Genomic DNA, 26,592 nt, shown 5'->3' with positions numbered 1-26,592 from the left:
CATGCGCACCCACCGGTTCCTCCGCCTCGCCGTCCTCGGGCTCACGCTCGCGTACACGGCCCCCACGCTGGCCCAGTCCTTCGAAGGGCTGGACCTGGCGGGCCAGTCGAAGAAGAAGAAGAAGGGGGCCTCCTCCAAGGCCTCCGCGAAGAAGAAGAAGCCGTCCGCCAGGCACGGCAAGGGCAAGGCGGCCGCCACGGCTGACGACGCGGACGCGGACTCGGATGTGTCCCCCTCCGCCGCCACCAGCGCGCCTGCCCCTGCGGGCAACCCGGCCACGCCGCCCGCGGCCCTGACGACGACGCCCACGCCGGCCATGCCCGCCTCTGCCGCCTCCAAGCCCGCGCCCGTCTCCAAGCCCGCGCCCGCCTCCAAGCCGGCGCCCCAGGGCTCCCCCGGGCTGGGCCTGGACCTGACGGGTGACAACGACAAGCCGCCCGCGCCGACGATGACGTTCGACGCGGTGGACGTGTCCGGCAAGACGGCGGACCGCCAGCGCTTGGACGCGGCCATCAGCCTGTTCAAGAACGACGAGTACGAGAAGGCCGCCATGGCCTCCCACGAGCTGCTCGGCGACCCCAAGCTCCAGGGCCTGCACGTCGAAGCGCGCTACGTGCTGGCGAAGTCGCTCTACCGCATGGGGCTGTACCACTCGTCGCTGGGCGAGTTCTCCAAGATCCTCGCCGCGGGCCCGTCCACGAAGTTCTTCAAGACGAGCCTGGAGTGGCTGTTCTTCATCAGCCGCAAGACGCAGAACGAGACGGTCATCCTGGATGAGATCGCCCGGTACGCGAACTACGAGTTCCCGGAGAAGTTCCGGAACGAGTTCCGCTACCTGCTGGCGCGCTACCACTTCGTGCGGGGCCGCGCGTTGGACCAGGTGGGCCAGACGGAGAACGCGGACAAGTCCTTCGAAGAGGTGAAGCGCCTGGCGCTGACCATCCCGCGCACGGATCCGTTCTACCCGCGCGCGAAGTACCTGGAGGGCCTGGCCTTCTTCCGCAACGGCACGAACCACAAGGACGCGGCGGCCAAGCGCGGCAACACGGACGTCATGGCGTCCCTGGAGGCGATGAAGGAAGTCGTGCGCCTCACCCGTCCCCAGGCGGGCCGCACCGGCGAGGCGGCGAAGCTGGACAAGTCGCTGCGCGAGCTGGCCTTCATGCAGCTGGCCCGCACGCACTACGGCATGCAGCAGAACCGCTTCTCCATCTTCTATCTGAACAAGGTGGAGCGCGGGAACACGCAGTGGCTGGAGGCGCTCTTCGAGTCCTCCTGGGCCAACTACCGCATCGGTCAGTACGAGCAGGCGCTGGGCAACCTCATCACCCTGTCGTCGCCCTTCTTCCGCGAGGAGTACTTCCCGGAGGCGCTCATCCTCAAGGCGGTCATCTACTACGAGAACTGCCGCTACCGGGAGTCCAACCTCATCCTCCAGGACTTCGAGCGCACCTACCTGCCCGTGCACGACGAGCTGGACGCGCTCGTGAAGAAGAACATGGACGCCTCCGAGTACTACACGGTGCTCGCGGACGTGCAGAAGAAGAACAAGGAGGGCCTGGAGAAGAACGGCACGGACATCATCCTGGAGCGCATCCTCCGGCTGGCCCTCACGGACCAGGACCTGAAGAAGACCAACGACTCCATCCTGGAGCTCGAGGGGGAGATGGACCTGTTCGCCAAGAAGGGCGACACGTTCAAGTACTCGGAGCTGACCAAGCAGCTGCTGGAGGGCCTGAAGGTCCAGCGCACCAGCCTCATCGCCAAGGCGGGCATCATGGCCAAGGGCAAGCTGGAGACGGAGCTGGGCTCGCTCAAGCTGCTGCTCGCCAACGGCCTGCGCATCAAGTTCGAGACCACCACCAAGGAGAAGGAGTTCCTGGAGGAGCAGCTCAAGGCGGGCGGCCGCACGGCCATCGTCAAGAAGTACAAGTACTCCGTGGCGGTGGCGGACGATCAGCTCTACTGGCCCTATGAGGGCGAGTACTGGCGTGACGAGCTGGGCACGTACCAGTACACGCTGACCAAGGGCTGCATCGAGCGCGACACGGCCAACCGTCAAATCCAGTCCGCCGAGGCGATGTAGACGCCTCGCGCCGAGAGTGGGATTGTCCCCGGCCGCCGGAGCGCCCCGTACGCGCTCCGGCGGTCTTGTTTTTTCCAACGGTCCCGCGCGAAGGGGACGAGGGAGTGTGAAGTTGGCTCGGGAGGCGTCGCTGCGGGTGGTGTTCGGCATCGCCGTCCTGGACCTCATCGGGTTCGGCATCCTGATTCCGCAGCTGGGCGTGTACGGCGTGCGCTTTGGCGCTTCCCCCTTCGCGGTGGGGCTGCTCGTCGCGGTGTACTCGCTGATGCAGCTGGTGGCGGCGCCCGTCATGGGGCGGCTGTCGGACCGCTTCGGCCGGCGGCCGGTGCTGCTGGTGTCGCAGGTGGGGTCGCTGGTGGGCTACGTGCTCTTCGCCTTCGCGCACACGCTGCCCCTGTTGTTCCTGTCGCGCGTCATCGACGGGGTGTCCGGCGGCAACGTGTCCACGGCGCAGGCGGTGGTGGCGGACATCACCAGGCCGCATGAGCGCGCGCGGGGCATGGGGGTGATTGGCGCGGCGTTCGGCCTGGGCTTCGTGCTGGGGCCCGCGCTGGGCGGCTTCCTGGGGGCGTGGGGCGGCAACCGGGCCATCGGCCTGTTCGCGGCGGGGCTGTCCGCGCTGAACCTCTTCAACACCTGGTTCTTCCTGCCGGAGACGCGCAAGGCGGACTCGCCCTCCGCCACCACGCGCACCATGCGGGGCGCGGCCGCCGCGTTGACGCTGCCCGTCGTGGGCCGGTGCGTGGTGCTGGTGCTGCTCTACACGGTGGCCTTCTCGCAGATGGAGGGCACCTTCTCCGTGTACCTGCTGACGCGCTTCCTCTCCTCCGGGCCGGTGCCGCTGGAGGGCGGGTGGCTGGTGCACGCGGTGCATCCGGACGCGGCCATCCTGAGGGAGGCGAGCCTGCGCTCGGGGGCGCTCTTCGCGGTGGTGGGCGTGCTGTCCGCGCTGGTGCAGGGCGGGCTGGTGCGCCGGCTGGTGGCGGCGGGCCATGGCGCATCGCGTCCGGCGGCGCCCGGTGGCCCGGGGAGCAGGGGAGGGCGGGAGGCCCCGGTGGCCGTGGTGGGCTTCGGGCTGACGGCGGCGGGGCTGGCGCTGCTGCCGGTGGCGCCGTCGTACGGATGGCTGTTTCCGGTGATGGGCCTGCTGGCGGTGGGCTCCGCGCTGGTGACGCCGTGCCTGTCCGCGCTGGTGTCACTGCACGCGCCCATGGAGCGGCAGGGCGCGGTGTTGGGGGCTTATCAGGCGTCCGGTTCACTGGGCCGCATCGTGGGCCCGGCGCTGGGCGGGCTGCTCTTCACCCGTCTGGGCCCGACGGCCCCTTACGGGACGGGCGCGGTGCTGGTGGCGCTGGGTGGACTTTTGGCACTGTCCCTGGTGACACAGGTGCGAATGTCGGGGGCGGGCGCGGAGCAAAGCTCATAGGATGGGGACCATGGTGGGCAAGCCGCAGCACATCACCATCGCGTTCGACGTGATGGGGAGCGATCACGGCCCGGCGGAGGTGGTGCGAGGTGCCGCCCAGCTCTCGCTGGAGTCTCCGAACATCCACGCGCTGCTCGTGGGGGACCGGCCGGTCATCGACGAGGCCCTGGCGGGCATCAAGCACAACGGGGAGCGCATCTCCGTGCACCACGCGGGGGACTACGTGGGCATGGACGAGAAGCCCGGTGAGGCGCTGGCTCGGAAGCCCGAGTCCTCCGTCGCGGTGGCCGCCCGGCTGGTGGCGGAAGGGGAGGCGCATGCGCTCGTCTCCGCGGGCAACACGGGCGCGGGCGTGCTCGCGTGCAAGCGCCACTTCCAGCTGATTCCCGGCGTGCGCCGCGCGGCCCTGGCCACGGTGTACCCCACGCGCAGCGTGCGCGGCGCGAAGCAGGACCCCTTCAGCCTCATCCTGGACGTGGGCGCCACGGTGGAGGCCACCGCGGAGGACCTGGTGGCGTTCGCCGTCATGGGGAGCGCCTACGCGCGCATCATCTCCCGCAACGACCGGCCCAAGGTGGCGCTGCTGTCGAATGGCGTGGAGCCCCAGAAGGGCCCGCCCCGGGTGGTGGAGGCGCACCAGCGGCTGTCGCAGATGCCGGGGCTCAACTTCATGGGGAACGTGGAGGGCATCGACATTCCGCGCGGCACGGTGGACGTGATTGTCACCGACGGCTTCGTGGGCAACGTGTGCCTGAAGATGCTGGAGGGCGTGCACGACACGGTGATGGAGCTGGCCCAGTACGCCTACAAGGAGAGCCTGCGCTGGCGCGCGGGCCTGGCCATGCTGTCCTCCGGCATCGAGCGGCTGAAGGACATCACGGACTGGGAGCAGTACGGCGGCGCGCCCATCCTGGGGTTCGACCGCATCTTCATCAAGGCGCACGGCCGCTCCAGGGCGCGCGCCATCGCGAACGCGGGCAAGGTGGCCGCCAAGGCGGTGGCGAACGAGCTGGGCACCGCCATCCAGGAGGGCCTGGCGAAGTGAGCCTGCCGGACCGCATCGATCCGCGTCCCCCGCGCCGCATCTACCGGTGGGACCTGGACAAGACGTACCTCCAGACGGACTTCGAGTCGCTGCGGGACTTGTTCCGCACCGCGTTCCAGAAGGCCCATGAGAAGGTCGCCGTCCCGGGTGCGTCCGCCCTCATCCGCGAACTGGCGGAGCAGGGGGACTCGCGGCTGTGCATCGTGTCCGGCAGCCCCAAGCAGATGCGCGCGGTGCTGGAGGAGAAGCTCAAGCTGGACGGCGTCCAGTGGGACGAGTTCGTCCTCAAGGACAACGTGGGCAACCTGTTGCGCGGGCGCTTCCGGGCCCTGCGAGGGCAGGTGGGCTACAAGCTGCCCGCCATCCTGGAGAGCCGCGTCAACGCGCCGGTGGAGGCGGAGGAGGTGCTCTTCGGCGACGACGCGGAGGCGGACGCGTTCATCTACTCGCTCTACGCGGACCTCATCGCGGGCCGGGTGGACGAGCGCGTGCTGTCCCAGGTGCTGGAGGCGGGCGGGGTGTACCCGGACGACGCCGCCCGGGTGCACGAGGCGTGGAAGAAGATTCCCATCGCGGACCCGGTGCGGCGCATCTTCATCCACCTGGACAAGCTGACGCCGCCCGCGCACTTCACGCCCTACGGCCCGCGCGTGGTGCCCATCTTCAACTACTTCCAGGCGGCGCTGGTGCTGCTGGCGGACGGCCACCTCACGGCGCCGCAGGTGCTGAAGATCGCCGTGGAGATGGTGCAGACGGCGGGGCACAACATCATCACGCTGTCGAACTCGTTCCAGGACCTGCTGCGGCGCGGGCTGCCGCTGCAGCAGGCGGCCATCGCGCTGTCCCAGGCGCTGGAGGGGCCCAACGCGCTGCTCAACGCCATGCGCCCCGTGCCGGACATCCTGGCCGCGTTCAGCAAGCGCCTGGCCGCGCTGGGCACGCAGCCGCCCCCACCGCGCGTGCAGGCGGTGGACTACGTGTCGCTCATCTCCCACGCGCTGCCCCGGACCCACAAGGGGCGCTCCCTGAAGCCCCCGACCTGAGCGCTGGAGCCCGCCGGGGCCCGTCCCGGGGCCCTGGCTGCCCGCTTGCTTCGCGGCCCCTCCAGCGGTGGGGGCCCGCGCGGGGCGGGGTGCGGCCCGGGCCCGGGTGTTATCCAGTGGAAGCGCCTTTCCGATGGGCAGCGGGCGCATGGAGGGCGGGCAGGGGGCCCCGGGTGGACCCCCGGCGTCCCTGAAGAATGTCCTTAAGCGCGACCCCCATGGGTGGGAGGATGCGTGCTAGACGGCTGCCCTTCCGAGGCGAATGACGCGAGACCCGACCCATCCCCCGCCCCCTGGCGGAACGCTGCCAGCCGCGCCCGGAGACGACGCGCGCGGAGAGGCCTCCTTCGAGGCGGCAGCGGCGCAGGCATCCGGGTCCGCGCACGAGGTTCATTCCATGTCTTCCCCCCTGGAACTGACGGGCTCCGAGGAGCGCTCCGAGCGCACCGAGGCCCAGGTGCACGCGGACTCCGCCGAGCACCCCAGCGAACACGCAACCCCTGTCCGGGCCTCCGAGGCCCCGGTGGAACCCCCCGATGCCGTGGACGCGGCGGAGGACGACGGGTTCGACGACGATGACGACGCCGAGGACGCCGGCCCCGAGGTCAGCGACGAAATCCTGCGCGCTACCGAGGCCTTGAAGGCCGCGGAGGCGGAGGACGCGCAGGCCGCCGCCGAGGCGGGCGACGAGGCCGAGGAGCCCGAGGCCGTCATCCTGGAGCCGGAGCCCGAGCCCGCCGCGAACGAGCCGGAGCTGCACGCGCCCACGACCACCCGCACGGGCGAGCCCGCGGAGATCAACCCGGACGAGATGGATCCGGACGCGCTCAAGGTGGTGCTGCGGCTGCATCAGCACGGCCACCAGGCCTACCTGGTGGGCGGCTGCGTGCGCGACCTGCTGCTGGGCCGCAAGCCCAAGGACTTCGACGTGGCCACCAGCGCCCACCCGGGCGAGGTGCGCGCCATCTTCCGCAACTGCCGCCTCATCGGCCGGCGCTTCCGGCTGGCGCACGTCTACTTCAAGGGCGGGAAGATCGTGGAGGTGTCCACCTTCCGCGCGAACCCCACGGAGCTGGAGCCGGCGGCGGGCGGAGCGGAGGAGGGGCAGAGCGGCGAGGACCTCCTCATCACGCACGACAACGTCTTCGGCACCGCGCAGCAGGACGCGCGCCGCCGTGACTTCACCATCAACGGCCTGTTCTACGACGCGAGCGAAGGCCGGGTCATCGACTACGTGCGCGGCCGGCGCGACCTGGATGAGCGCTTCATCCGGACGATTGGCGACCCCGAAATCCGCATGCGCGAGGACCCGGTGCGCATCCTGCGCGCGGTGCGCTTCGCGGCGAAGCTGGACCTGGACATCGAGTCGCGCACGTACGCGGCGATGGAGGGCGCGGTGGAGGACCTGCCGCGCTGCGCGCCCGCGCGCCTGTTGGAGGAGACGTTCCGGCTCATCCGCGGCGGCGTGTCCGCTCCGGCGCTGAAGCTGCTGGCGGCGCTGGACGCGCTGAAGATTCTGCTGCCGCCCGTGGACGCGTACCTGCGCGAGCACGGCAAGGAAGGGGAGAAGACCTTCTACGCCTTCGCGCAGGCGCTGGATAAGCGCGTGTCGGCGGGCGAGGTGCTGGACGACGCCATCCTGCTGGCGACGCTGCTGGTGCCCATCAGCCGCGCGCAGCCGCCGCCGGATGACTCGCAGGACGACGGTCGCGCGTCGGTGTCGCGCGTCATCGAGGACCTGCTGGCGGGCTTCGTGGAGTCCGCGCGGCTGCCGCGCCGCATCGCCGAGCGCTGCCGCATGCTGCTCCTCATGCAGCGCACGCTGACCGGAGAGCGCCGCCGCAAGACGGGCGCCTTCCGCCGCCACCCGCTCTTCAACGAGGCGCTGGCCGTCTACGCGATGACGGTGGAGGCCACGGGCGAGGGCCGCGAGGCGCTGGAGGCCTGGCAGGCCGGTGAGGTGCCGCCGCCGCGCGCTGGTGCGAGCGCCGGTGGGGACGCGGACGGCCCCCGCCGCAAGCGCCGCCGCCGCCGTCGCCGCCGTGGCAATGGGAGCGCAGAGGGCAGCAGCGCGGGCTCGGACCGCCCGGCATCCTCCGGCTCCGACGCGGGCGAGGGGTAGCGCCGCGCGGCATCCGCGCGTCGCGAAGGGGCCGGGGCGCCCAGGTGCTCCGGCCCGTGTCGTGTCCGGGGACCGCGCTACCGCTTCGGCTTCTCCACGGGCTTCTCGGAGCGGTGCGGGGCGTCATCCGACGCCTCCGCCCCCGCGATGTCCGCCATGGTGATGGCCTTGCTGCCGAAGCGGGCCGCGATGCGGTCCATCGCCTCGTTCAGCTTGGACGACCGGGCCTCCGCCGCCGGGAACAACCCCAGCTGGGGCTCGTCCTCGTCCAGTTGCACGCTCACGCCGGTGAGCCGCAGGGGCTTGCCCTCGTGCGCGCGCTCCAGCAGCTCCAGCGCCGCGCGGTAGAGGGCCTGGCCGTCGTCCGTGGCCTCGCGCAGCGTGACGCGCCGGGTGATGAGCGTGAAGTCCGCGAACTTCAGCTTGAGCTGCACCACGCGCCCCTTGAGCGCCGCGCGCCGCAGCCGCCGGGCCACCCGCAGGGCCTGCGCGTGCACGTGCGGCTTGAGCGCCTCCAGGCCCGTCAGGTCCTCGTCGAAGGTGTCCTCCGCGCCCACGCTCTTGGCCGCCCGGTCCGGCACCACGTCCCGCGCGTCGAGGCCGTGCGACAGCTCCCACAGGTGCTTCGCGCTCGCCGCGCCGAAGCGCTCCTCCAGCCAGTCCACGTCGCGCGCCGCCACGTCCCCAATGGTGACGAGCCCCGCGCGCTTCATCGCCTCTTCCGTCTTGGGCCCCACGCCCCACAGCCGCGACACCGGCAGCCCGGCGAGGAACGCCACCGTCTCCTCCGGGCGCACCTCGCGCTGGCCGTTGGGCTTCGCCAGGTCGGAGGCGATCTTCGCCACGAACTTCGCCGTCGCGATGCCCGCGGACGCCGGCAGCTTCAGCTCGTGGGCAATCTCCTGGCGGATCCGCTTCGCGATGTCCGCCGCCGCGCCGAACAGCCCCACCGAGGCGGTGACGTCCAGGAAGGCCTCGTCCAGCGACAGGGGTTCAATCAGCGGCGTGTACCGCTCGAAGATGGCGAACACCTGCTCGCTGGCCTCCGCGTAGGCGGAGAAGCGCGGCTTCACCACGATGGCGTGCGGCGCCTGCTTCACCGCCCTCGCCATGGGCATCGCGCTGCGCACCCCGAAGGGACGCACCTCATAGGACGCGGCCACCACCACGCCGCGCTGTGCATGCCCGCCGACGATGACCGGCTTGCCCCGCAGGGCCGGGTTGTCGCGCTGCTCGACGGACGCATAGAAGGCGTCCATGTCCACGTGGAGGATGGCTCGCATGGCGTGAGTCACTCTAGTGGTCCCCTCTGACAGTGCGAGCCATGAAGACCCTCACCGAATACCTCTGGTTCGAGACGAAAACCCGCCGCGAGCTGGTGCGGCTCACGGACACCGTGGCCGCCCTGGTGAAGAAGAGCGGCATCCAGGAGGGCATGGTGCTGGTGTCCGCCATGCACATCACCGCGGGCGTCTTCGTCAACGACGACGAGCCCGGCCTCCACGAGGACATCTGGGACTGGCTCCAGCACCTGGCGCCCCAGGGCCCCGACTACCGCCACCACCGCACCGGCGAGGACAACGGCGACGCGCATCTGAAATCCATGCTCGTCCACCATCAGGTGCTGATTCCCGTCACCGCCGGCAAGCTCGACCTGGGCCCGTGGCAGCAGGTCTTCTACGCGGAGTTCGACGGCCAGCGCCGCAAGCGCGTCATCGTCAAGGTGATGGGCGACTAGCGGGCGACCGGCCACGACAGCCCGTGCCGCGCCAGCTCCGCCACCAGGTCCGGCGGCAGCGGGCTCTCCACCTTCACGGGCTGCTTCGTCACCGGATGCGGCACGGTGAGCGAGCGGGCGTGCAGGAAGAACCGTCCCAGCTCCGGCGCCTCGCGGCCACCGTAGAGCGCATCCCCCACGAGCGGCGCGCCCACGCCCGCCAGGTGCGCGCGCACCTGGTGCAGCACGCCCGTCAGGATCTTCACCTCCACGAGGCTGTAGTCCCCGGCGCGGGCCAGCACCTGGAAGTGGGACAGCGCCTCGCGGGCGTCCTCGGCGCCGTAGGGGGCGGGCTCCACGCGGTCCGGGTGGCGCGGGTGGTGGCGCAGCGGGACCTCCACCTCGCCCTCGTCCGCCAGCGGACCCGTCACCAGCGCGAGGTAGCGCTTGTCCACCGCGCGGGTGCTGAAGGCCTCGCGCACGGCGGTCCACGCTTCACGCGTGCGGGCCGCGACGAGGACGCCGGACGTCTCCACGTCCAGCCGGTGGCACAGGCCACCCTCGCGCGGGTCCTGGGACGCCCGCGCGACCTCCGGGAAGCGCGCCACCAGGGCGTTGGCCACCGTGCCCGTCTCGCCCGGCTGCAGCGGGTGCGAGGGCCGGCCGGCGGGCTTGTCCACGAAGAGCAGGGCCTCGTCCTCGTGCAGGACGGCGAGCGGGAGCTCCGTGTCGGGCACGGCCTCGCGCGGGGCCTCCTCCACCGTCACGGCGACCTTCTGGCCGGCGGTGACGGTAAGCCCCTTCTTCGCGGTGCGGCCGTCCACGCGCACCTGGCCTTCCTCGAAGAGGCGCTTCAGGCGCGCGCGGGACAGGCCCAGGGCCTCGCCCACGAACAGGTCCACCCGCTGGCCCGCCTTCGGGGCGTCCACGGTGAGGGTGTGCGTCGTCGTCGTGGTCACTCGGAGAGGGCCTCGTAGACTTCCTCGGCCGTCTGGAACCGGTCGTCCGGCTCCTTGCGGATGAGGCGATGGGCCACCCGCGCCAGCTGCGGGTCGCCATGCAGGTTGAGCGCGAGCAGCGGCGGAGGTTCCGTCTCCAGCACCTGACGCCACAGCTCGTGCGGCGTTTTCGCGTCGAACGGCGGACGCCCGCTCATCAGCTCGTACAGGATGACGCCCAGGCTGTACAGGTCCGCGCGCCCATCCAGCGGTTCGCCCAGGATCTGCTCCGGGGCCATGTACCGGTAGGTGCCCACCAGCTTGCCGTCCGCGGTGATGCCCGCGTCATCCGCGAGGAACTTCGCCAGGCCGAAGTCCATCAGCCGCACCTGGCGGTCGTCGTCCACCATGATGTTGGACGGCTTCAGGTCGCGGTGCACCAGCCCGTGGCCGTGGATGTACGCCAGCGCCTCGCACACCTGGAGCATGGCGTCCTTCAGCTTGCCCATGCGCTCCGGGCGGTTGAGGTCCGCCACCTTCGGAGGCGAGGCGCGCGACGGCGGCTGCGGCGTGCGAGGGGCCGCGCGGCGCGGATCCACCAGGAGCATCCCGTCCGAGTCCGAGTCGTCGTCACCGGCGCCGTGGAAGCTGGCCAGGTCCTCGCTGGGCGCTTCTTCCGCGAAGGCGTTGAGGTCGAAGGTGCCGTCGTCCTCGCTGGCGTCGTCCGCGTCCTCGTCCGGGCCGTCCTCGCTGCCGAAGTCGTCGTCCGCGGTGCGGCGCACGGTGAGCGGGAATCGCGAGGAGGGCGTGGGCGTGTGCAGGTCGTTGAAGCTCACGTCCAGGTAGTGGCGCAGCGTGAGCCCTTCGATGAGCTCCATGGCCAGGTACGGCTGGCCCGCGTGGACGCCGGCCTCGAAGACCTTCACGACGTTGGGGTGGGACAGGTCCGCCAGCGTCTCGAATTCGCGCGCGAGCCTCCGGGCCGCGCGGTCGTCCAGCGACGGGCCACCCGTCGACAGGAGCTTCAGCGCGACCTCGTCGTTGCTGCGGCGGTCCAGGGCCCGATAGACGGTCCCGGCCCCGCCACTGCCGAGCGTTTCCAGCACGCGGTAGGGACCAATGGCCTTGGGGGGCATGGGAGCGCGGATCCTACGGAGCACGTCGCGTCAGGGTCAAACGTCCTGGAGGCGGGCCCGCGCCACCGAACGCTCGCTCGTGCGGAGGGTTTCACTTTTCCGTTGAACCGTGGGAAAGCTCACTGTCCATGCAATTGGGGAAGTACCAGCTGATGCGGAAGCTCGCCACGGGTGGCATGGCGGAGGTGTTCCTCGCGAAGGCGGCGGGGCCGCGCGGCTTCGAGAAGACGCTGGTGCTCAAGCGCATCCTGCCGCACCTGGCGGAGGACGAGGCGTTCGTTGAGATGTTCCTGGGCGAGGCGCAGCTGGCCGCCCGGCTGGACCACCCGAACGTGGTGCAGATCTTCGACTTCGGCGAGGTGGACGGCAGCTACTTCCTGGCGATGGAGTACATCGACGGGCCCACGCTGCGCCGGCTCATCAAGCGCTCCCTGGAGCTGAAGCAGCCGCTGCCCCCGGGCGTGTGCGCGAAGATGGTGGCCGCCGCGGCGGAGGGGCTCGCGTTCGCGCACGAGCTGGCGGACCCGGAGACGGGGGCGCCGCTGGGGCTGGTGCACCGGGACATCAGTCCGGAGAACGTGCTGGTGTCGCGGCAGGGCGCGGTGAAGGTGGTGGACTTCGGCATCGCGAAGGTGGCGGGGCAGGGGCACCGCACGGCGACGGGGGTGGTGAAGGGCAAGGTGGCGTACATGCCGCCGGAGCAGCTCCAGGCGAGGGCCATGGATGGGCGCGTGGACGTGTACGCGCTGGGCATCGTGCTCTACGAGCTGCTCACCGGGAGGCGCCCGTTCGAGGCGACGACGGACGTGAGCATGATGCAGGCCATCCTCTTCGAGCCGTTCGTGCCCGCGGTGACGCGCCGGCCGGACCTGCCGGAGGCGATGCAGCGCATCCTGGAGAAGGCGCTCGCGAAGGACCGGGAGCAGCGCTACCCGGACTGCCGCGCGTTCCAGGCGGACCTGGAGCGCTTCGTGCTGTCGCTGGGCGAGCCGGTGGGCGCGTACCAGATTGCGCGGCTGGTGGCGCAGGTGATGGAGGGCGTGGAGGGTGCGCCCGCCGCGCCTACGCCCGCGAAGGGGCGGGATGCGGCGGCCCGTGCGGCGGAGGCCGCGACGACGCCCATGCCGGGCCGGGCGGGCACGGCGTGGGCGCCGTTGCCCTCGCGAGCGTCCATGGACGTGCCCTCGGTGACGGCGCCCAGCGCGGACATGCCGTCGAGCCGGTTCGACGCGGCGACGGACCCCGCGACACCGTCCGCGGGGAGCCTCCTGCCGGAGGCCTCCGCGTCGCGGGCTCCGCGCGTTCAGAAGCCTCCCGCTGCCGCGCCGCCAGCGCCGGTTGACGGGGCGGGGGCGCCCCGGCGGAAGTGGGTGGGAGCGGCGGTGGCGGTGAGCGTGGTGGGGATCCTGGGTGGACTGGCGCTGATGGGGCGCGGGGAGAAGGCCGCTCCGGTGATGGCGCCCGCTCCGCTGGTCCGGAAGGACGACGCACCCGTGAAGCCGCCGGAGCCGAAGGTGACGCCGGCCGTGCCTGAGCCGCGCGTGGAGCCAGAGCCCCTCGCCTCCGTGGACAGCGGCACGCCGGTGGCTGAGATCGAGGTGAAGCCCGAGGAGGTGGCTCCGCCTGTGACGCCGACACCTCCGTCCACGGTCGCCGTGAAGCCCGCGACGACCCACACGAGCACGCCGCCCGTTCGCCGACCGCCTCCTCAGACTCGCCGCGAGCTGCCCAAGGGAAAGGTGGAGTTCCGCGTCCGTCCGTTCGGCACGGTGTACCTGGACGGCAAGAGCCTGGGACAGACGCCCTTCGCCGCCGTGGATGTGACGGAGGGCTCACATCAGGTGCGCGTCGTGAACAAGGACCTGGGCAAGGACGTGACCCGCGCCTTCGAGGTGAAGGCGGGGCAGGACAACGTCTTCAAGCTCAACCTCGCGGCGGAGTGACACGCGGGTCCGAGGAGGCGTCAGTTCAAAGCCCCCGGACCTGTGATCTGCTTGGGGGCAAGGACATCCATCGACGAATCGTCGATCAGCCCATCGGCGTTGAAACCCCAACCCCAGACGCTGCCGTCCTTCTTCACGGCCAGGGAATGCTCACTGCCCGCGGCCAGGGAGGCGACGTCGGTCAGTCCGGGGAGCTGTACCGGCTGCTTGCGTTCCGTGGTGGTCCCGTCTCCAAGCTGGCCGCTGGAGTTGGCACCCCATGCCCAGACCGTTCCGTCCTGCTTGAGCGCGAGCGCATGGTCGCCGCCAGTCGCGAGGGTCACCACGGTGGCGATGCCCGTGAGCTGTTGGGGTGGGGCCTTGGTGAGGTCCCTTCCCCATGCCCAGAGCGTTCCATCCGCCTTCAAGGCCAGGTCAGACGAGGCGGTTGCTGCGATTGCCGCGACGCCCGTCAGCCCGGGAACCCTCGAGGGGAGGGCCCCGATGGCTGGGCTGTCGAGCCGCCAGACCGTGCCATCGGCTCTCAGGGCAAGCGACCTGTCACTCGTCGCGGCGAGGGCCATGACGCCTGTCAAACCCGGGACCCTGACCGGAGCCACTCGCAGGTCCCGAGTCCCGTCACCCAGCTGCCCCGAATCGTTCCTGCCCCAGGCCCACACGGTGCCATCGCGCGTGAGCGCCAGGGAATGGAACTCTCCAGCGGCCACTGCGACGACATTGGTGAGGCCGGGGACCTGTTGGGGTGACGAGACGGGCGGAGCCCTGTTTCCCAGCCCCAGTTGTCCGTAAAGGTTGTCTCCCCACGCCATGACCGTCCCGTCTTGCATCAGGGCCAACGCATGAATCAGGCCGGTGGCAAGCGCGGAGACGTGGCTGAGCATGGATTCGTGGATCCGGCCGGGATGGGTGTAGTCGGCGCGGTCTCCCTGGAGCTGGTAGACGCTGCTCCCCCATCCCCAGACCGTTCCCGAGGGCGTCAGGGCGAGGTTGGTTCGCTGCGTGGCGGCCATGCGCGGGCCTGGGGTGAGCCACTCGTCGATGGCGCCGTTGCAGTTGTTGTCCCTGAGGTCCCGGGTTTCAGGGAGCCCGGGATGGATGTCCGCGCGGGTGTCATCGCAATCCGTGGCGATGGCCACATGGCCCGGCGGCGGTGCGCAACCCGAGACGGCCTGGGTCACGTCTCCATAGCCGTCTCCATCCGCGTCCCGGTACCAGTCCTGGATGGGCAGGTCTTCATCCTTCGCGCCATCGCAGTTGTCGTCGCGGCCGTCGCACCGGAACTCGCTCTGTCCGGGATGGACGGAGGCGTCCTGATCGTCGCAGTCGCCGCCCTGGTCCGCCAACCGCTCCGCGGGCTCCACGCACGCCATCACGGCTTCGCCGTAGCCATCCCCGTCCCGGTCCACGTACCACGTCCGCATGCCCGGGGCGTCCGCCTCGCCGTCCACGCAGTTGTTGTCCACGCCGTCGCACAACTCGGTGGCGCCCGGATGGATGTCCGCGTTCGTGTCGTCGCAGTCCGTCCCCCCCGTGGCGATGGACGGGTAGCCATCTCCGTCCTCGTCACTCTGGGACACGTCGAGCTGGACGCGGTGCACCCTGGCCTGGGGGAGGTCGACGAAGCGCAGGACCTTCGTGGTGGGAGCACCGTCGCAGGCATTGCTCGCGAAGGCCTCCGCCAGGAGCCAGAACGTGGTCCCCTGCGCCTCTGAGAGCAGGACGCGCAGGCCGCGCGGTTGCTCCGGAGTGACCTGCGTGGGCCCCGACAACTGGGTGGCGGCAATCCGCCGCTTGTCTCCACCCTGGAGCGAGACCTGGACGCACCCGGGGCGGAAGGTCCCGCTCCGGACCTCCACCTCCATGCCCCGGTCGCACGCCGCCGGATCCGTCAGCCGGAGCGTCGCGTCCTGGAAGTCCCGTCCGGTGTTCGAACAGAACCTCCGCAGGAGGACCTCGTCGTCACCCGGCACGGTGCAGCCGCACAGCAACAGCAGCCCCAGCGTCCACGCGAGCCCGGCCCTCATGGCGTTCCCTCCGCGGCCGTGGACCCACCGCCCAGGAAGTACGTGGTGATGGCACCCACCGCCGCCGCCGCCGCGGTGCCGAAGAGGACGTTGGCCACGACCGCCTGGCCGCGCGCATCGTCCAGGTGGCTGCTCACGTCGGGGGAGGACAGCTCCGCCTCGCGCGCCGAGCTCACATTCCCTCGCGACTGGAGCCCGAACACGGTGCCGACGCCGCCGGCCAGCACCCCCGTCCCCAAGAGCACCCACGACACCGTCGGCACCCGGCGCACCCCGCGCTCACGAGCATCCGCCCTCAAGTCCACCCCGGGTGAAGGCGGAGCGGCCGTCACGACCGTGGGCGGCGCGGCCGTGCGCGGGGCCTCCACCGGCGCCTGGACGGGCGCATCCGCCGGAGCGGGCCGCGCCAGCGCCGCGCGCTCCTGCCGCACCGCCTGCCGCACCGACTCGAAGTCCCCCTCCACCTTGGGAGACACCTTCGCCGGCAGCTTCGCCTCCGGCGCCAGCGCCAGCCCCGCCCGGAACGACGCCAGCGCCTCGTCGCGGCGCCCCAGGTCCGCCAGGATGACGCCCTCGTAGATGGCCGCCGCGCTGCGCTCCTCGTCGGACCGGGCCAGCCGCCGCGCCCGGGTCACCGCGGCGAGCGCCTGCTCCGACTCCAGGTCCTCGTAGAGCCGGGCCGCCTCGGTCATCGCCGCGTCGAAGTACGTCCCCGAGGGCCGGGACGCCGCCGTCTCCGTCCCCGCCACCTGTCCGAAGGCCGGTCCCGTCCCGAACACCCAGAAGCCGAGCAGCCCGCCGAGCAGCCGGAAGGAGGGGAGGGCATGAAGAGTTTTCATGGAAACCCACTCTAGCTGGTCTCCTGTCCCCTCATGAACCGTTCCCCCCCGGCAGGCGACCATCCAACAGCCCAGGGGGACCGGGCGGCCACGCGCCCGTGGACGCGACGCGAAGCCGCCGCTAGGGTGCGCGGCTTCATGGATCGCCCCACCGTGTTGCCCACCGCTCTCGAGGTCCAGGTCAAGGCCCGGCCGCTCCCGCGCCACGTGGGCATCATCATGGACGGCAACGGCCGCTGGGCGGAGCTGCGCGGCCAGCCCCGGCTGGAGGGCCACCGCGAGGGCAGCGTGAGCGTGCGCGAGGTCACCCGCACCGCCCGCCGCCTGGGCGTCCAGGCCCTCACCCTCTACGCCTTCTCCTCCCAGAACTGGGCCCGCCCGGCGGAGGAGGTCGCCGGCCTGATGGACCTCCTGCGCGAGTACCTGGAGTCCGAGCGCGCGGAGATCCTCGACAACGGCATCCGCCTCAACGCCATTGGCGAGGTGGACAAGCTCCCGCGCTTCGTCCGCGAGCCCCTGGAGCGCCTCAGGGCCGACTCCGCCCACAACACGGGCATGGTGCTCACCCTGGCGCTCTCCTACGGAGGCCGCGAGGAGCTGCTGCGCGCCGCGCGAGAGCTGGCCCAGGCCGCCGCCCGCGGTGAGCTGGACCCCGCGCGCCTGGACGCCGACGACCTGGAGTCGCGGCTGTGGACCGCCGGGCTGCCGCCGGTGGACCTCATCGTGCGCACCAGCGGTGAGCAGCGCATCTCCAACTTCCTGCTCTGGCAACTGGCGTACGCCGAGCTGTGCTTCACCGACGCCCTGTGGCCTGACTTCCGCACCGAAGAGTTCCTGCGCTGCCTGTCGCAGTACCAGGGCCGCGAGAGGCGCTTCGGGCTGACGTCCGCCCAGGTCAACCGGGACGACACCCCCCAGCGGGCCAAGGCGTGAACGAGAAGAACAAGAACCTCCTCATCCGCGTTGTCACAGGCGTCACCCTCCTGCCGCTGGTGCTCCTGCTCCTGTTCCTGGGCGGGTACTACAGCGCCATCCTCCTGGCGGGTGCCGCCGCGGTCTGCGCCGGCGAGTACTACCTCATCACGCAGAAGCGCCTGGGCGCCGCCGCCTGGGTGGGCATGGCCGCCGCCTTCGTCATGCCGCTGCTCCCCCTGAGGGACGCCGCGCGCACGGGCGAGACGGCCTTCTGGGTCACGTCCGTCTTCTTCTTCTTCGCGTGGATCTACAACCTGTTCCGGGGCTCGCTCGCGGAGGCGCCCACCCGGGCCGCGCACCTCGTCACGGGCTTCCTCTACGGCTCCATCGGCCTCACCGCGCTGTCCGCGCTGCGCCTGTTGCCGGGGGAAGGGCACGCGTGGGTCATCTGCGCGCTCACCATCACCTGGGCCAACGACACGCTGGCGTACTTCGCCGGCCGCTTCCTCGGGAAGCACAAGCTCTACCCGGCGGTGAGCCCGAACAAGACGTGGGAGGGCTTCTTCGGCGGCATGGTGGGCTCCGTGCTCGGCATGTTCATCGCCAAGCTCGGCTTCTTCCCCATCTTCACCGTGTGGGACTGTGTGCTGCTGGGCATCGCCGGTGGCCTCCTGGGCCCCGTGGGCGACCTCTGCGAGTCCATGCTCAAGCGCGCCTACGGCGTGAAGGACTCCGGAAAGCTCATTCCCGGACACGGCGGCGTGCTGGATCGCATCGACGCGCTCATCTTCAACGCGCCGCTCGTGTTCGTCTATGTGCAGTTCGTGAGGCACCTGCTGCCGTAAGTGCCTGATATCGCGCCTGCTCGCCCGGCTTGCGCCTTGCGTTGTGCGTTGTCCCTCCCGGGGGGCGCGATTACTCTTCTGCCCATGCTCCAGAACCTCGGGTTCTTCATCCTCCTCTTGGGCGTGCTCGTCACGGTGCATGAGCTTGGCCACTTCCTCGTGGCCAAGGCCTGCGGGGTGAAGGTCCTCAAGTTCTCCATCGGCTTCGGGCCCAAGCTCATCGGCTTCACCAAGGGCGAGACGGAGTACCAGGTGGCGCTGCTGCCCCTGGGCGGCTTCGTGAAGATGGCGGGCGACCTGCCCCACGAGGAGCTCCCGCCGGAGGAGGCCGCGCGCGGCTTCCTGGCGCAGCCGCCCTGGAAGCGCGGCCTGATTGTCCTCGCGGGCCCGGCCTTCAACCTGCTGTTCCCCATCCTCGTCTACTTCTTCGTCTTCCTGGGCCCCCAGCAGGCGCTGTCCACGCGCGTGGGCTCGGTGACGCCGGACATGGCCGCCGCCGCCGCGGGCATCCGCCCCGGGGACCGCATCCTGTCCGTGGACGGCGAGCAGGTGCGCACCTTCGAGGACATGCGCGACGCGTTCATCGGCAAGTTCGACCGCCCCATCCCCGTCACCGTGGAGCGCGACGGCAAGACGCGCGTGGTGGAGGTGACGCCGGAGAAGAACGTGGAGGTGTCCCAGGTGGACACCGTCGAGCGGGGGATGATTGGCGTGGGCCCCGTCCCGCAGCCCACGGTGGTGGGCGTTCCCCAGGGCTCCGCCGCGGCCGCCGCGGGCCTCAAGACCTTCGACCGCGTGCTGGCCGTCAACGGCGTGAGCGTGCAGGACGAGGACGCGCTCTACCGCGAGGTGGGCAAGGTGGCGGAGGGCACGCCCCTGGAGCTGACCGTCGAGCGCCTGTCTCCCGTGGCGGTGGGCGGCGTCACGGGGCGGGTGCCGGAGGTGGTCAAGGTGACCCTGCCGCGGCAGCCCGGTGAAGGCGTGGCGGCGCTGGGCGCGGACCCCGTGGACCTCTACGTGGCGAGCGTGGCCGCCGGCAGCGCCGCGGAGGCCGCCGGCATCCAGGCCGGAGACCGCATCCTGGCCATCAACGGCCAGCCGCTGAAGTCCTTCACCCGGCTGACCATGTGGCTCAGCCGCCTCCAGGCCGAACCCTTCACGCTGACGTGGCGCGGGGCGCAGGGCGAGCGCACGCAGAAGCTGGCGCTCGCCCCTCTCAAGACGCGCGATGACTTCGGGCAGACCAGCACGCCGCTGGTGCTCGGCGTGCGCCCGTGGTCCTACAGCGCCGCGGACGTGACGCCCCCGTTGGACAAGGTGACCGTCGACCTGGGCCCGGCCGCCGCGTTCAAGGAGGCCGTGCTCATCGTCCCGAAGATTGTCGGGCAGATGGTGCAGGTGCTGGGCGGGCTGGTCGTGGGCAAGGTGTCGCCCAGCACGATTGGCGGCCCCATCATGATGTACCAGCTGGCCGCCAAGAGCGCCGAGCAGGGCCTGGACAGCTTCCTCAACCTGATGGCCATCATCTCCATCAACCTGGGCGTGATGAACCTGCTGCCCATCCCGGTGCTGGACGGCTTCCACCTCCTGTCCGCGGCGTGGGAGGGCATCCGCCGCCGCCCCATCCCCGTGCGCGTGCGCGAGGTGGCGAACATGGTGGGCCTGGCGCTGCTCATCCTGCTCATGCTGCTGGCCGTGACCAACGACGTGACCCGCTAGCCGAGGTGATGATGCGAGGACGGACCGCGCTCCTGCTCCTGGGGATGGGATTGTGCGCTGGCTGCGCGACGCGCGCGGCGAAGCCCCAGCCGCCGGAGCCCGCCTCCGGCGGCGACGAGGGCACCCCGGTCACCCGCCGGAAGAACATGCCGCGCAACTACCTGGGCGAGGGGCTCGCGTCCTTCTACGGCCCCGGCCTCCACGGCCAGCGCACCGCCAGCGGGGAGAAGTTCAACCAGAACGCCTTCACCGCCGCGCACCGCACGGAGCGCTTCGGATCGTGCGTGAAGGTGATGAACATGGAGAACGGCCGCCAGGTGGAGGTGCGCGTCAACGACCGCGGCCCCTTCGTGGACGGCCGCATCATCGACGTGTCGAAGGCCGCCGCGAAGGCGCTGGGCATGCTGGACAAGGGCCTGGCGCGCGTGCGGCTGTACCGGTGCGGGAGCGACCGCGTGTCGCAGGTGCCGGTGGAGTTCTGGGCCGCCGTGGCCTGAGTGCCTTGAAACGAAAGAAGGGATGTCGCCTGTGTTGCTCGCGCTGGACACCTCCACGCTGACGCTGTCGCTTGCCCTGGTGGAACGCCACGGGGACGCCGTGCGCGCCGTGGAGCACGTGGTGGTGCCTCCGCCGGACAAGCAGAGCGAGGTCCTCCCCGGCATCGTCGGGGAGCTGCTCCAGCGCCACGGGCTGAAGCTCCAGGACCTGGAGGGGCTGGCCGTGGGCCTGGGGCCGGGCTCCTTCACCGGCCTGCGCATCGGCCTGGCCACGGTGAAGGCGCTGGCGTACGCCACGGGCCTCAAGGTGGCTGGCGCGTCGTCCCTGGCGGCGGTGGCGCTGGAGGGCCCGGAGGGCGTGCCGCTGTTCTGCCTCGCCGTGGCGCGCAAGGACGACCTCTACCTGGGCGCCTACCGCCGCGTGGGCCACGTCGTGGAGGCGCTGGCGCCGGAGACGGCCATGCCGCCGGAGGAGGTGGCCGAGCGCATGGCCGCCGAACCGCGGGCCGTGGCGCTGGGCCCGGCGCTCGCGGACTACCGCCCCGCGCTGGAGAAGCACGGCGTCGCGCCGCACCGGCTGTTGTCCGGCCCGGCCTTCCCGTCCGCGGTGGAGGTGGGGCGGCTGGCGAGGCTGCCGGAGGCGTACTCGCAGGAGGCGCTCTTCGCCCTGGAGCCGCACTACGTCCGCGCGTCCGAGCCGGAGCGCAATCCGAAGTTCCCGCCGCTGCCGGGCCCGGCGCCCACGGCGCGGCTGAAGGAAGACTGAAGCCTCCGCCCCAAGGGCGCTTCGTCGTGCTCGCACGGGCGGGGGCGCTGACGTAAAGGAGCCCCGCATGAGAGAGAACCTTCGGATTGGCGTGGTGGGCGCCACGGGCGTGGTGGGCCGCGAGGTGCTGGCGAACCTGTACGCGCGCGACGTGCCGGTGGAGCAGGTGCAGGCCTTCGGTTCGGAGCGCTCCAAGGGCCTGGAGGTGGAGTACGGCGAGGACACGCTGGAGGTGGAGCGCGCCTCGGCGGACGCCTTCCGGGGCCTCCACGTCGTGCTGCTGGCCACGCCGGCGGAGGCCTCCCGCACGCTGGCCCCGGCCGCGCAGGCCGCGGGCGCGTGGGTGGTGGACGCGAGCTCCGCCTTCCGCGGTGACGGCAACGTGCCGCTGATCCTCCCGGGCTTCAACACGGAGGCCCTGGGGCCGGGCTTCAGCTTCAAGGGCCGCGTGGTGAGCCTGCCGGGCATCGTCACCAGCGCCGCCGTACACCTGGTGGAGCCGCTGCGCCGCGCGTTCGGCGTGGTGCGCGCGCAGGTGACGGCGATGATGGGCGTGTCCAGCGCGGGCGTGCGCGGCATCGCGGAGCTGGAGAAGCAGACCGCGGACCTCCTGTCCGGCCGCGAGCCGGAGCCGCAGGCCTTCCCGCACCGCGTGGGCTTCAACCTGGTGCCCCAGGTGGGCGGCTTCATGGTGAACAGCCCGTGGACGGAGGAGGAGGGCGGCTGGACGCTGGAGGCCGCGCGCCTCTTCGCCGCCCTGGGGGAGACGCCCGTGCTGGCCGGCACCGCCGTGCAGGTGCCCACCTTCCACGGCCACGGCCTCGTCGTGAACGTGCAGTTGAAGAAGGCCGGCCCGGTGGAGCAGGTGCGAGCCGCGCTGAAGACGTCGCCCTCGCTGAAGGTGCTGGATGCCCCCGGCGAGCGCGTCTACCCCATGCCCATGCTGGTGATGAGCGACCCGGCCGTCCACGTGGGCCGGGTGCGCGCCTTCCCCCAGGCCCCGGAGTGGGTGACGCTCTTCGCGTCCGTGGACAACGCCGGGCGGGCCGCCGCCCACCTGGTGGACGCGGGCCTCAAGCTGGCGGAACGCCCCGCCTGACAATTTGGCAAAGCCCCCGGGGACGCCTTGCCTGTTTGGCGCGCGAAGGCGTCAGAACCGGGGGGTTTTCTTGGGGAACAGGGCGTCTGGATGGGGGTTGAGGGTGGCCCCGCCCTTGCTAGCCTCTGGCCCATCCATGCGCCTCCCTTTCATTGGCCTCCTGCTCTTCGCCTCCACGGCCGTGGCCCAGGTGCCCGCGGTGCAGTTCACGAGTGCGTCCACCAGTGGAACGTCCCTGGTCCTCCTGATCCCCCAGTCGGACTGTGCGACGCCGCGGCGCTTCAACTTCACGCGCTCCGGGAAGCCCTGTGAGGAGTCGCTCTATATCTACGTGACCACCAACAGTTGCGGCACGAAGCCGCAGCCCGGGGATTTGACGCTGGCGACCTTCAGCGCGTCGGACACGACGCAAACCGGGACCGTGTCCTTCACCGTGGCGGACCTGCTCGCGGCGCACAATGCCGCGGACGCGGGCACCCCGTTGACCTGCGACACCAAGCTCGAGAAGACCTTCAACCTCTGCGCGTCGGCCCGGAGGACCGACACCGGCGGATTCAACTGTCAGACGACTTTCTCGAGCGTGGGGACGCCGGCCTTCGTGGTGAAGTACGACCCGGTTGAGCCCAACCCCCCCACCATCGCCAAGGTCATCGTCCGGGACTCGGCGCTGTCGGTGCAGGTGGATGGCGCGGAGACTGGCTCCACCATCGCGGTGGAGGCCGCGATGGTGGCCACGGCGGGCACCGACGCGGGCACGGAGGGGGATGCCGGCACGGAGGAGGATGCTGGGACGGACGCGGATGCTGGGACGGACGCGGGCACGGACGTGGATGCGGGCACGGACGTGGACGCGGGCATGGACGACGCTGGGGCGGGGCTGGTGGGCGCAATGGCGCTGCAGGGCACCACGGGGCCGGTGACGCGCGTCACCAAGGCGGCCGGCGAGGGCAACGTCGTCATCAGCGGCCTCACGAATGGCGTGACGTACCGGCTCCAGGCGACCATCATCGACGCCGCGGGCAACGTGAGCGACGGGTCCGCCCAGGTGGACGCGACGCCCGTGAAGAGCAATGGCTTGTTCGACGCGTACAAAGATGCTGGCGGCGAGGAGAGCGGCGGGTGTGCCGCGACCGGTGGCGGCATCGCGGGTGGCGCGGTGCTGGCCGCGCTGGGCATCTGGTGGTCGTCTCGGAGGAAGGTGTCATGAGCAGCAGGGCTGTGGGCCTGGGAGTCGCGGCGCTTCTCTTGGCGGTACCGGCGGTGGCGCAGGAGGTGACGGCCCCGACGCGCTCGCCGCGCACCGGCGCGGTCATCTTCCGTGGCGGCGCCTACAAGCCGCGCATCGACAGCGAGAAGGCCCTGGGCGGCAAGACGCCGTACAAGGACACCTTCGGTGACGCGTCGCTCCTGCTCATCGAGGCGGAGATCCAGCGCTTCTTCTACCAGGGCGTCGGCACGGCGGGCCTGGGACTGAGCCTGGGCTACGGGGAGAAGTACGCGGACGCGAAGCTGGATAACGGCTCGGCGGCGGCGGACAAGGCGGCGCTGAAGGTGCTGCCCATCCAGGTCAACGCCTTCTACAAGTTCGACTACGCGGCCTTCCGCTGGGGCATCCCGCTGGTGCCGTACGCCAAGCTGGGGCTCGTCTACACCCCGTGGTGGATGACGGCGGGCAGCGCCACGGAGGTGGTGGGTGACAGCAAGGGCAGTGGCGGCAAGTGGGGCTGGGCGGGGACCGCGGGCGTGTCGTTCCTCCTGGACGTGCTGGAGCCGCGCTTCGCGCGCGACTTCGACTCGGACCTGGGCGTGAACCACTCGTACCTCTTCGCCGAGTACACGCACGCGGATGTGAACAACTTCGGCGGCAAGGGCCTGGACCTGGGCAGCCGGCGCTGGATGTTCGGTCTGGCGTTGGACTACTAACCGAACGGCCCATGGCCTCCCGACCCCGCCCGCTCCCGTCCCCGCTTCGCCGTCTCCTCCTGCTGGCCGCCGTCGGGCTCGCGGCCGCCGGCTGCCGGAGCGTGAGGCCGGACCTGGGGCCGGAGCGCACGCTGGAGGCGGGAGTGCCGGAGGCCTTCGGCTCCTCCGCTGCGAAGGCGCCCTCCGTCACCTGGGACTTCGGGGACGGCACGCCGCCCCAGACGGCGCCGGGCGTGAAGCACGCGTGGGCCACCGCCGGCCGCTACACGGTGCGGGCGCTGGACGGGGACAAGGAGCTGGCCCGGGTGGTGCTCACCGTGGTGCCGCGCCCGGTCTTGCGCGCGGTGCCCGAGGACGCGCAGACGGTGCTGTGGGTGCCCCGCCTGCGCGGCAACGTGGAGGGGCTGGTGGGCTTCTACGGGCGGCTGGTGGGCGAAGCCAACGCGAGCCGCACGCTGGAGGACACGCCGCTCGTGCCGCTGCTCCTGCGCGGCCTCTCGGCCGGCCCCTCGGAGGTGGATCCCGAGGAGGGCTTCGGCTTCTTCATCCTGCCGGACTTCGACGGCGTGGTGGCGCTGCTGGGCGTGACGGATTCGAGGGCGGCGCTCGCGGCCGTGGCGCGCGAGCTGCGCGAGGCCGGACATCACGTGCTGCCCCGCGAGGACGGCAGCGCGCGCGTGGACCCGGCGGACGGCGGCCGGTCCATGCTGCTGTTCGCGGACCGGGGCTACGTGTACCTCGCGGTGCCGGACTCGCCGGAGCCGCCGGCGCCCGGGGAGACGGTGAAGGCGCTCGCGGTGGAGGAGGCGCCGGACGTGGAGCATGTGCGCCGCCGGGTGGAGACGCTGTCCGGGCCGGGCATCTCCGAGAACGCGCTCCTGGGCGAGCTGCGCGGCAAGGTGCGCGACGGCAGCGTGTTCCTCTTCTCCTCGCCGCCGGTGCCGGAGGCGGAGAAGGAGGACATGCCGGTGCGCGGCTTCTTCGGCGCGGTCGCGGTGCAGGCGGACCAGGCGGAGCTGGACGGCTTCCTGTCCTCGTCCCGGCCGCTGCTGGGCGGCACGAAGGGGCCGGCCTCGGGGCTGCTGGGGCGCGCGGCGGTGGGGCCGGTGGCGGCGGCGCAGCTGTCGGTGCCTCCGGAGGAGCTGGCGCGGCTGGTGTTCGGCTCGCCGGGGTCGCCCCGGCGGCAGCGGACGCTGGAGCGCTGGCGCACGCAGGGGCTGGACGCGGAGCCGCTCCTGAAGGCGCTGCGCGGCGACGTGGCCATGCTCGTCTACTTCAACGCGGCGGCCTTCTTCCAGAGCTTCATCCGGGATCAGCACCCGGCGCCCAAGGGCACGGTGGTGATGGAGGCGGGCCTCAACTCGGTGCAGCCGGTGCAGCAGCTCATCCAGAAGCAGCTGCAGGACAACGGGCTCGTCTTCCAGAAGGAGGCGCAGGACAGCACCACGCGCTTCCGCACGCGGCTCCTGGAGCAGCCGGTGTCGCTCACCCTCAGCCCGGAGCGCGCCACGCTGGAGGCCGGTGAGGTGCTCACCGGGCGCGAGCTGGGGGACGTGGGCACGACGCTGCGCACGCGCTTCGGCGCGGAGGCGTTCGGCCCGGGCCACCTGTCGCTGATGGTGGACATGGGGCGGCTTCGGGCGGACCTCGCCGGGGTGCGCTCGGTGCCGGGCGTGAACGGGGCGAAGCTCCTGGCGAGCCAGGTCTTCGTGTCGGCGCTGCTGGAGCGGCTCACGCCGTTCGAATACGGGTTCCTCGACTTCGCCCCCGTGGAGGGGGGCGGCCGGCTCCAGGGCCGCATCGTGCTGCGCGAGCGCTAGGATTCACGCCAGGAGGCATCAGGCCATGCCCGTGACGGTGCTGTACTTCGCCGCGGCCCGCGAGCTCGCGGGCCTGTCCCGTGAGTCGCTGGACGTGCCGCCCGGGGCGCGCGTCTCGGATGTGCTCTCGCTGCTCGCGGCGAAGCACCCGCCGCTGGCGCCGCTGTTGCCGCACCTGCGCGTGGCGGTGCAGCAGCAGTTCGTGAAGCTGGACTCGCCGGTGTCGCCGGACGCGGAGCTGGCGCTGATTCCGCCGGTGGCGGGCGGGGCGCCGGCGCGCTTCGCGGTGGTGGGCCGGCCGCTCCAGCTGTCGGAGGTGGTGGACGCGGTGGCCTCGGTGGGCGCGGGCGGGCTGGTGACGTTCTCCGGCGCCGTGCGAGACCAGACGAAGGGCCGGCGCGTGCTGCGCCTGGAGTACGAGGCCTACGCGCCCATGGCGGAGGCGAAGCTCGCGGAGATTGGCGACGAGGTGGCCCGCACGTGGCCGGGGACGCGGCTGGCCATCGTGCACCGCGTGGGCACCCTGGTACCGGGCGAGCTGGCCGTCGTCATCGCCGCGGCCTCCGCGCACCGCAAGGAGGCCTTCCTGGGCTGCGAGTACGCCATCGAGCGGCTCAAGCAGGACGTGCCCATCTGGAAGAAGGAGTTCTTCGAGGACGGCGAGGTCTGGGTGGGCCTGGGGCCCTGAG

22 protein-coding genes are annotated in these 26,592 nt (G+C 71.5%); 17 read left to right on the top strand and 5 right to left on the bottom strand.

Annotation, left to right across the window (positions count from 1 at the left end; translation table 11 throughout):
- The first annotated feature begins 1 nt into the window (after nt 1).
- The 5 genes from gltC (at nt 2) to pcnB (ending at nt 7,722) form a co-directional block, all read left to right on the top strand.
- Nucleotides 2-2,086 (top strand): adventurous gliding motility protein GltC, encoded by a 2,085-nt coding sequence (gene gltC / locus KYK13_RS26845; protein ID WP_223635085.1) that lies wholly within the window; start codon nt 2-4, stop codon nt 2,084-2,086.
- 106 nt (nt 2,087-2,192) lie between these two features.
- Nucleotides 2,193-3,512: an MFS transporter gene (locus KYK13_RS26840; RefSeq protein WP_370645168.1), complete on the top strand. Its 1,320-nt coding sequence runs from the start codon at nt 2,193-2,195 to the stop codon at nt 3,510-3,512.
- Nucleotides 3,513-3,522: 10 nt separating this feature from the next.
- Entirely contained in the window at nt 3,523-4,557 is a 1,035-nt protein-coding gene (gene plsX / locus KYK13_RS26835; protein ID WP_223635082.1) for a phosphate acyltransferase PlsX, read from the top strand.
- Nucleotides 4,554-5,600 carry a phosphatase domain-containing protein gene (locus KYK13_RS26830; RefSeq protein WP_223635079.1) on the top strand — a complete coding sequence of 349 codons (1,047 nt, stop codon included), beginning with the start codon at nt 4,554-4,556 and terminating at the stop codon, nt 5,598-5,600. The genes plsX and KYK13_RS26830 overlap by 4 nt, the downstream gene beginning before the upstream one ends.
- A 397-nt stretch (nt 5,601-5,997) precedes the next feature.
- Nucleotides 5,998-7,722 carry a polynucleotide adenylyltransferase PcnB gene (pcnB, locus tag KYK13_RS26825; protein ID WP_223635076.1) on the top strand — a complete coding sequence of 575 codons (1,725 nt, stop codon included), beginning with the start codon at nt 5,998-6,000 and terminating at the stop codon, nt 7,720-7,722.
- A 77-nt stretch (nt 7,723-7,799) separates the two neighbouring features.
- Here the strand turns inward: pcnB and KYK13_RS26820 are convergent, their stop codons facing one another.
- Complete coding sequence (locus KYK13_RS26820; RefSeq protein WP_223635073.1) at nt 7,800-9,005, bottom strand: DNA polymerase IV; 1,206 nt, start codon at nt 9,003-9,005, stop codon at nt 7,800-7,802.
- Between the two features lie 41 nt (nt 9,006-9,046).
- Here KYK13_RS26820 and KYK13_RS26815 point away from each other — a divergent pair, with 41 nt between their 5' ends.
- Complete coding sequence (locus tag KYK13_RS26815) at nt 9,047-9,460, top strand: secondary thiamine-phosphate synthase enzyme YjbQ (RefSeq protein WP_223635070.1); 414 nt, start codon at nt 9,047-9,049, stop codon at nt 9,458-9,460.
- On the opposite strand, the gene KYK13_RS26810 is transcribed toward KYK13_RS26815, so the two are convergent.
- Nucleotides 9,457-10,398, bottom strand: coding sequence for an RluA family pseudouridine synthase (locus KYK13_RS26810; protein WP_223635067.1), 942 nt, complete (start codon nt 10,396-10,398; stop codon nt 9,457-9,459). The two genes, KYK13_RS26815 and KYK13_RS26810, sit on opposite strands and share 4 nt — an antisense overlap.
- Nucleotides 10,395-11,513: a serine/threonine-protein kinase gene (locus KYK13_RS26805; RefSeq protein ID WP_223635063.1), complete on the bottom strand. Its 1,119-nt coding sequence runs from the start codon at nt 11,511-11,513 to the stop codon at nt 10,395-10,397. Before KYK13_RS26805 ends, KYK13_RS26810 begins: the two co-directional genes overlap by 4 nt.
- A 128-nt stretch (nt 11,514-11,641) precedes the next feature.
- On the opposite strand from KYK13_RS26805, the gene KYK13_RS26800 reads away from it, so the two are divergent.
- The gene (locus KYK13_RS26800; protein ID WP_223635060.1) at nt 11,642-13,456 is read left to right on the top strand and encodes a serine/threonine-protein kinase; all 1,815 of its coding nucleotides are present in this window, start codon (nt 11,642-11,644) and stop codon (nt 13,454-13,456) included.
- Nucleotides 13,457-13,476: 20 nt separating this feature from the next.
- Here the strand turns inward: KYK13_RS26800 and KYK13_RS26795 are convergent, their stop codons facing one another.
- Entirely contained in the window at nt 13,477-15,480 is a 2,004-nt protein-coding gene (locus KYK13_RS26795; protein ID WP_223635057.1) for a MopE-related protein, read from the bottom strand.
- Complete coding sequence (locus KYK13_RS26790) at nt 15,477-16,319, bottom strand: tetratricopeptide repeat protein (RefSeq protein WP_223635055.1); 843 nt, start codon at nt 16,317-16,319, stop codon at nt 15,477-15,479. The genes KYK13_RS26795 and KYK13_RS26790 overlap by 4 nt, the downstream gene beginning before the upstream one ends.
- A gap of 138 nt (nt 16,320-16,457) precedes the next feature.
- On the opposite strand from KYK13_RS26790, the gene uppS reads away from it, so the two are divergent.
- From uppS to KYK13_RS26740, 10 genes are all read left to right on the top strand, one after another.
- Nucleotides 16,458-17,252: a polyprenyl diphosphate synthase gene (uppS, locus tag KYK13_RS26785; protein WP_223635053.1), complete on the top strand. Its 795-nt coding sequence runs from the start codon at nt 16,458-16,460 to the stop codon at nt 17,250-17,252.
- On the top strand, nt 17,249-18,079 hold the full coding sequence (locus KYK13_RS26780; protein ID WP_223635051.1) for a phosphatidate cytidylyltransferase: 831 nt from the start codon (nt 17,249-17,251) through the stop codon (nt 18,077-18,079). Before uppS ends, KYK13_RS26780 begins: the two co-directional genes overlap by 4 nt.
- An 84-nt stretch (nt 18,080-18,163) precedes the next feature.
- Entirely contained in the window at nt 18,164-19,798 is a 1,635-nt protein-coding gene (gene rseP / locus KYK13_RS26775; RefSeq protein ID WP_223635048.1) for an RIP metalloprotease RseP, read from the top strand.
- An 11-nt stretch (nt 19,799-19,809) separates the two neighbouring features.
- Nucleotides 19,810-20,295, top strand: coding sequence for a septal ring lytic transglycosylase RlpA family protein (locus KYK13_RS26770; RefSeq protein ID WP_223646782.1), 486 nt, complete (start codon nt 19,810-19,812; stop codon nt 20,293-20,295).
- A gap of 22 nt (nt 20,296-20,317) precedes the next feature.
- Complete coding sequence (tsaB, locus tag KYK13_RS26765; protein ID WP_223635045.1) at nt 20,318-21,061, top strand: tRNA (adenosine(37)-N6)-threonylcarbamoyltransferase complex dimerization subunit type 1 TsaB; 744 nt, start codon at nt 20,318-20,320, stop codon at nt 21,059-21,061.
- Between the two features lie 67 nt (nt 21,062-21,128).
- On the top strand, nt 21,129-22,160 hold the full coding sequence (locus KYK13_RS26760; protein WP_223635042.1) for an aspartate-semialdehyde dehydrogenase: 1,032 nt from the start codon (nt 21,129-21,131) through the stop codon (nt 22,158-22,160).
- A 136-nt stretch (nt 22,161-22,296) separates the two neighbouring features.
- The gene (locus KYK13_RS26755) at nt 22,297-23,367 is read left to right on the top strand and encodes an MXAN_2561 family MXYO-CTERM-anchored protein (protein WP_223635039.1); all 1,071 of its coding nucleotides are present in this window, start codon (nt 22,297-22,299) and stop codon (nt 23,365-23,367) included.
- Nucleotides 23,364-24,083: an MXAN_2562 family outer membrane beta-barrel protein gene (locus KYK13_RS26750; protein ID WP_223635037.1), complete on the top strand. Its 720-nt coding sequence runs from the start codon at nt 23,364-23,366 to the stop codon at nt 24,081-24,083. The genes KYK13_RS26755 and KYK13_RS26750 overlap by 4 nt, the downstream gene beginning before the upstream one ends.
- Before the next feature lie 11 nt (nt 24,084-24,094).
- Complete coding sequence (locus KYK13_RS26745) at nt 24,095-25,903, top strand: PKD domain-containing protein (protein ID WP_223635034.1); 1,809 nt, start codon at nt 24,095-24,097, stop codon at nt 25,901-25,903.
- Between the two features lie 25 nt (nt 25,904-25,928).
- The gene (locus KYK13_RS26740) at nt 25,929-26,591 is read left to right on the top strand and encodes a molybdenum cofactor biosynthesis protein MoaE (RefSeq protein WP_223635030.1); all 663 of its coding nucleotides are present in this window, start codon (nt 25,929-25,931) and stop codon (nt 26,589-26,591) included.
- Nucleotide 26,592 lies beyond the last annotated feature (1 nt).

The organism is Corallococcus sp. EGB (assembly GCF_019968905.1).
GTDB lineage: Bacteria > Myxococcota > Myxococcia > Myxococcales > Myxococcaceae > Corallococcus.
The sequence above is the reverse complement of the archived record's forward strand: the minus strand, read 5'-3'. Positions and strand labels throughout refer to the sequence as shown.

Excerpts from the sequence above, each read along its gene's own strand:
- gltC (WP_223635085.1), top strand. The coding sequence starts at position 2 with ATGCGCACCCACCGGTTCCTCCGCCTCGCCGTCCTCGGGCTCACGCTC.
- plsX (WP_223635082.1), top strand. The coding sequence starts at position 3,523 with ATGGTGGGCAAGCCGCAGCACATCACCATCGCGTTCGACGTGATGGGG.
- pcnB (WP_223635076.1), top strand. The coding sequence starts at position 5,998 with ATGTCTTCCCCCCTGGAACTGACGGGCTCCGAGGAGCGCTCCGAGCGC.
- KYK13_RS26820 (WP_223635073.1), bottom strand. The coding sequence starts at position 9,005 with ATGCGAGCCATCCTCCACGTGGACATGGACGCCTTCTATGCGTCCGTC.
- KYK13_RS26815 (WP_223635070.1), top strand. The coding sequence starts at position 9,047 with ATGAAGACCCTCACCGAATACCTCTGGTTCGAGACGAAAACCCGCCGC.
- KYK13_RS26805 (WP_223635063.1), bottom strand. The coding sequence starts at position 11,513 with ATGCCCCCCAAGGCCATTGGTCCCTACCGCGTGCTGGAAACGCTCGGC.
- KYK13_RS26800 (WP_223635060.1), top strand. The coding sequence starts at position 11,642 with ATGCAATTGGGGAAGTACCAGCTGATGCGGAAGCTCGCCACGGGTGGC.
- KYK13_RS26795 (WP_223635057.1), bottom strand. The coding sequence starts at position 15,480 with ATGAGGGCCGGGCTCGCGTGGACGCTGGGGCTGCTGTTGCTGTGCGGC.
- KYK13_RS26790 (WP_223635055.1), bottom strand. The coding sequence starts at position 16,319 with ATGAAAACTCTTCATGCCCTCCCCTCCTTCCGGCTGCTCGGCGGGCTG.
- uppS (WP_223635053.1), top strand. The coding sequence starts at position 16,458 with ATGGATCGCCCCACCGTGTTGCCCACCGCTCTCGAGGTCCAGGTCAAG.
- rseP (WP_223635048.1), top strand. The coding sequence starts at position 18,164 with ATGCTCCAGAACCTCGGGTTCTTCATCCTCCTCTTGGGCGTGCTCGTC.
- KYK13_RS26770 (WP_223646782.1), top strand. The coding sequence starts at position 19,810 with ATGCGAGGACGGACCGCGCTCCTGCTCCTGGGGATGGGATTGTGCGCT.
- tsaB (WP_223635045.1), top strand. The coding sequence starts at position 20,318 with ATGTCGCCTGTGTTGCTCGCGCTGGACACCTCCACGCTGACGCTGTCG.
- KYK13_RS26760 (WP_223635042.1), top strand. The coding sequence starts at position 21,129 with ATGAGAGAGAACCTTCGGATTGGCGTGGTGGGCGCCACGGGCGTGGTG.
- KYK13_RS26755 (WP_223635039.1), top strand. The coding sequence starts at position 22,297 with ATGCGCCTCCCTTTCATTGGCCTCCTGCTCTTCGCCTCCACGGCCGTG.
- KYK13_RS26750 (WP_223635037.1), top strand. The coding sequence starts at position 23,364 with ATGAGCAGCAGGGCTGTGGGCCTGGGAGTCGCGGCGCTTCTCTTGGCG.
- KYK13_RS26745 (WP_223635034.1), top strand. The coding sequence starts at position 24,095 with ATGGCCTCCCGACCCCGCCCGCTCCCGTCCCCGCTTCGCCGTCTCCTC.
- KYK13_RS26740 (WP_223635030.1), top strand. The coding sequence starts at position 25,929 with ATGCCCGTGACGGTGCTGTACTTCGCCGCGGCCCGCGAGCTCGCGGGC.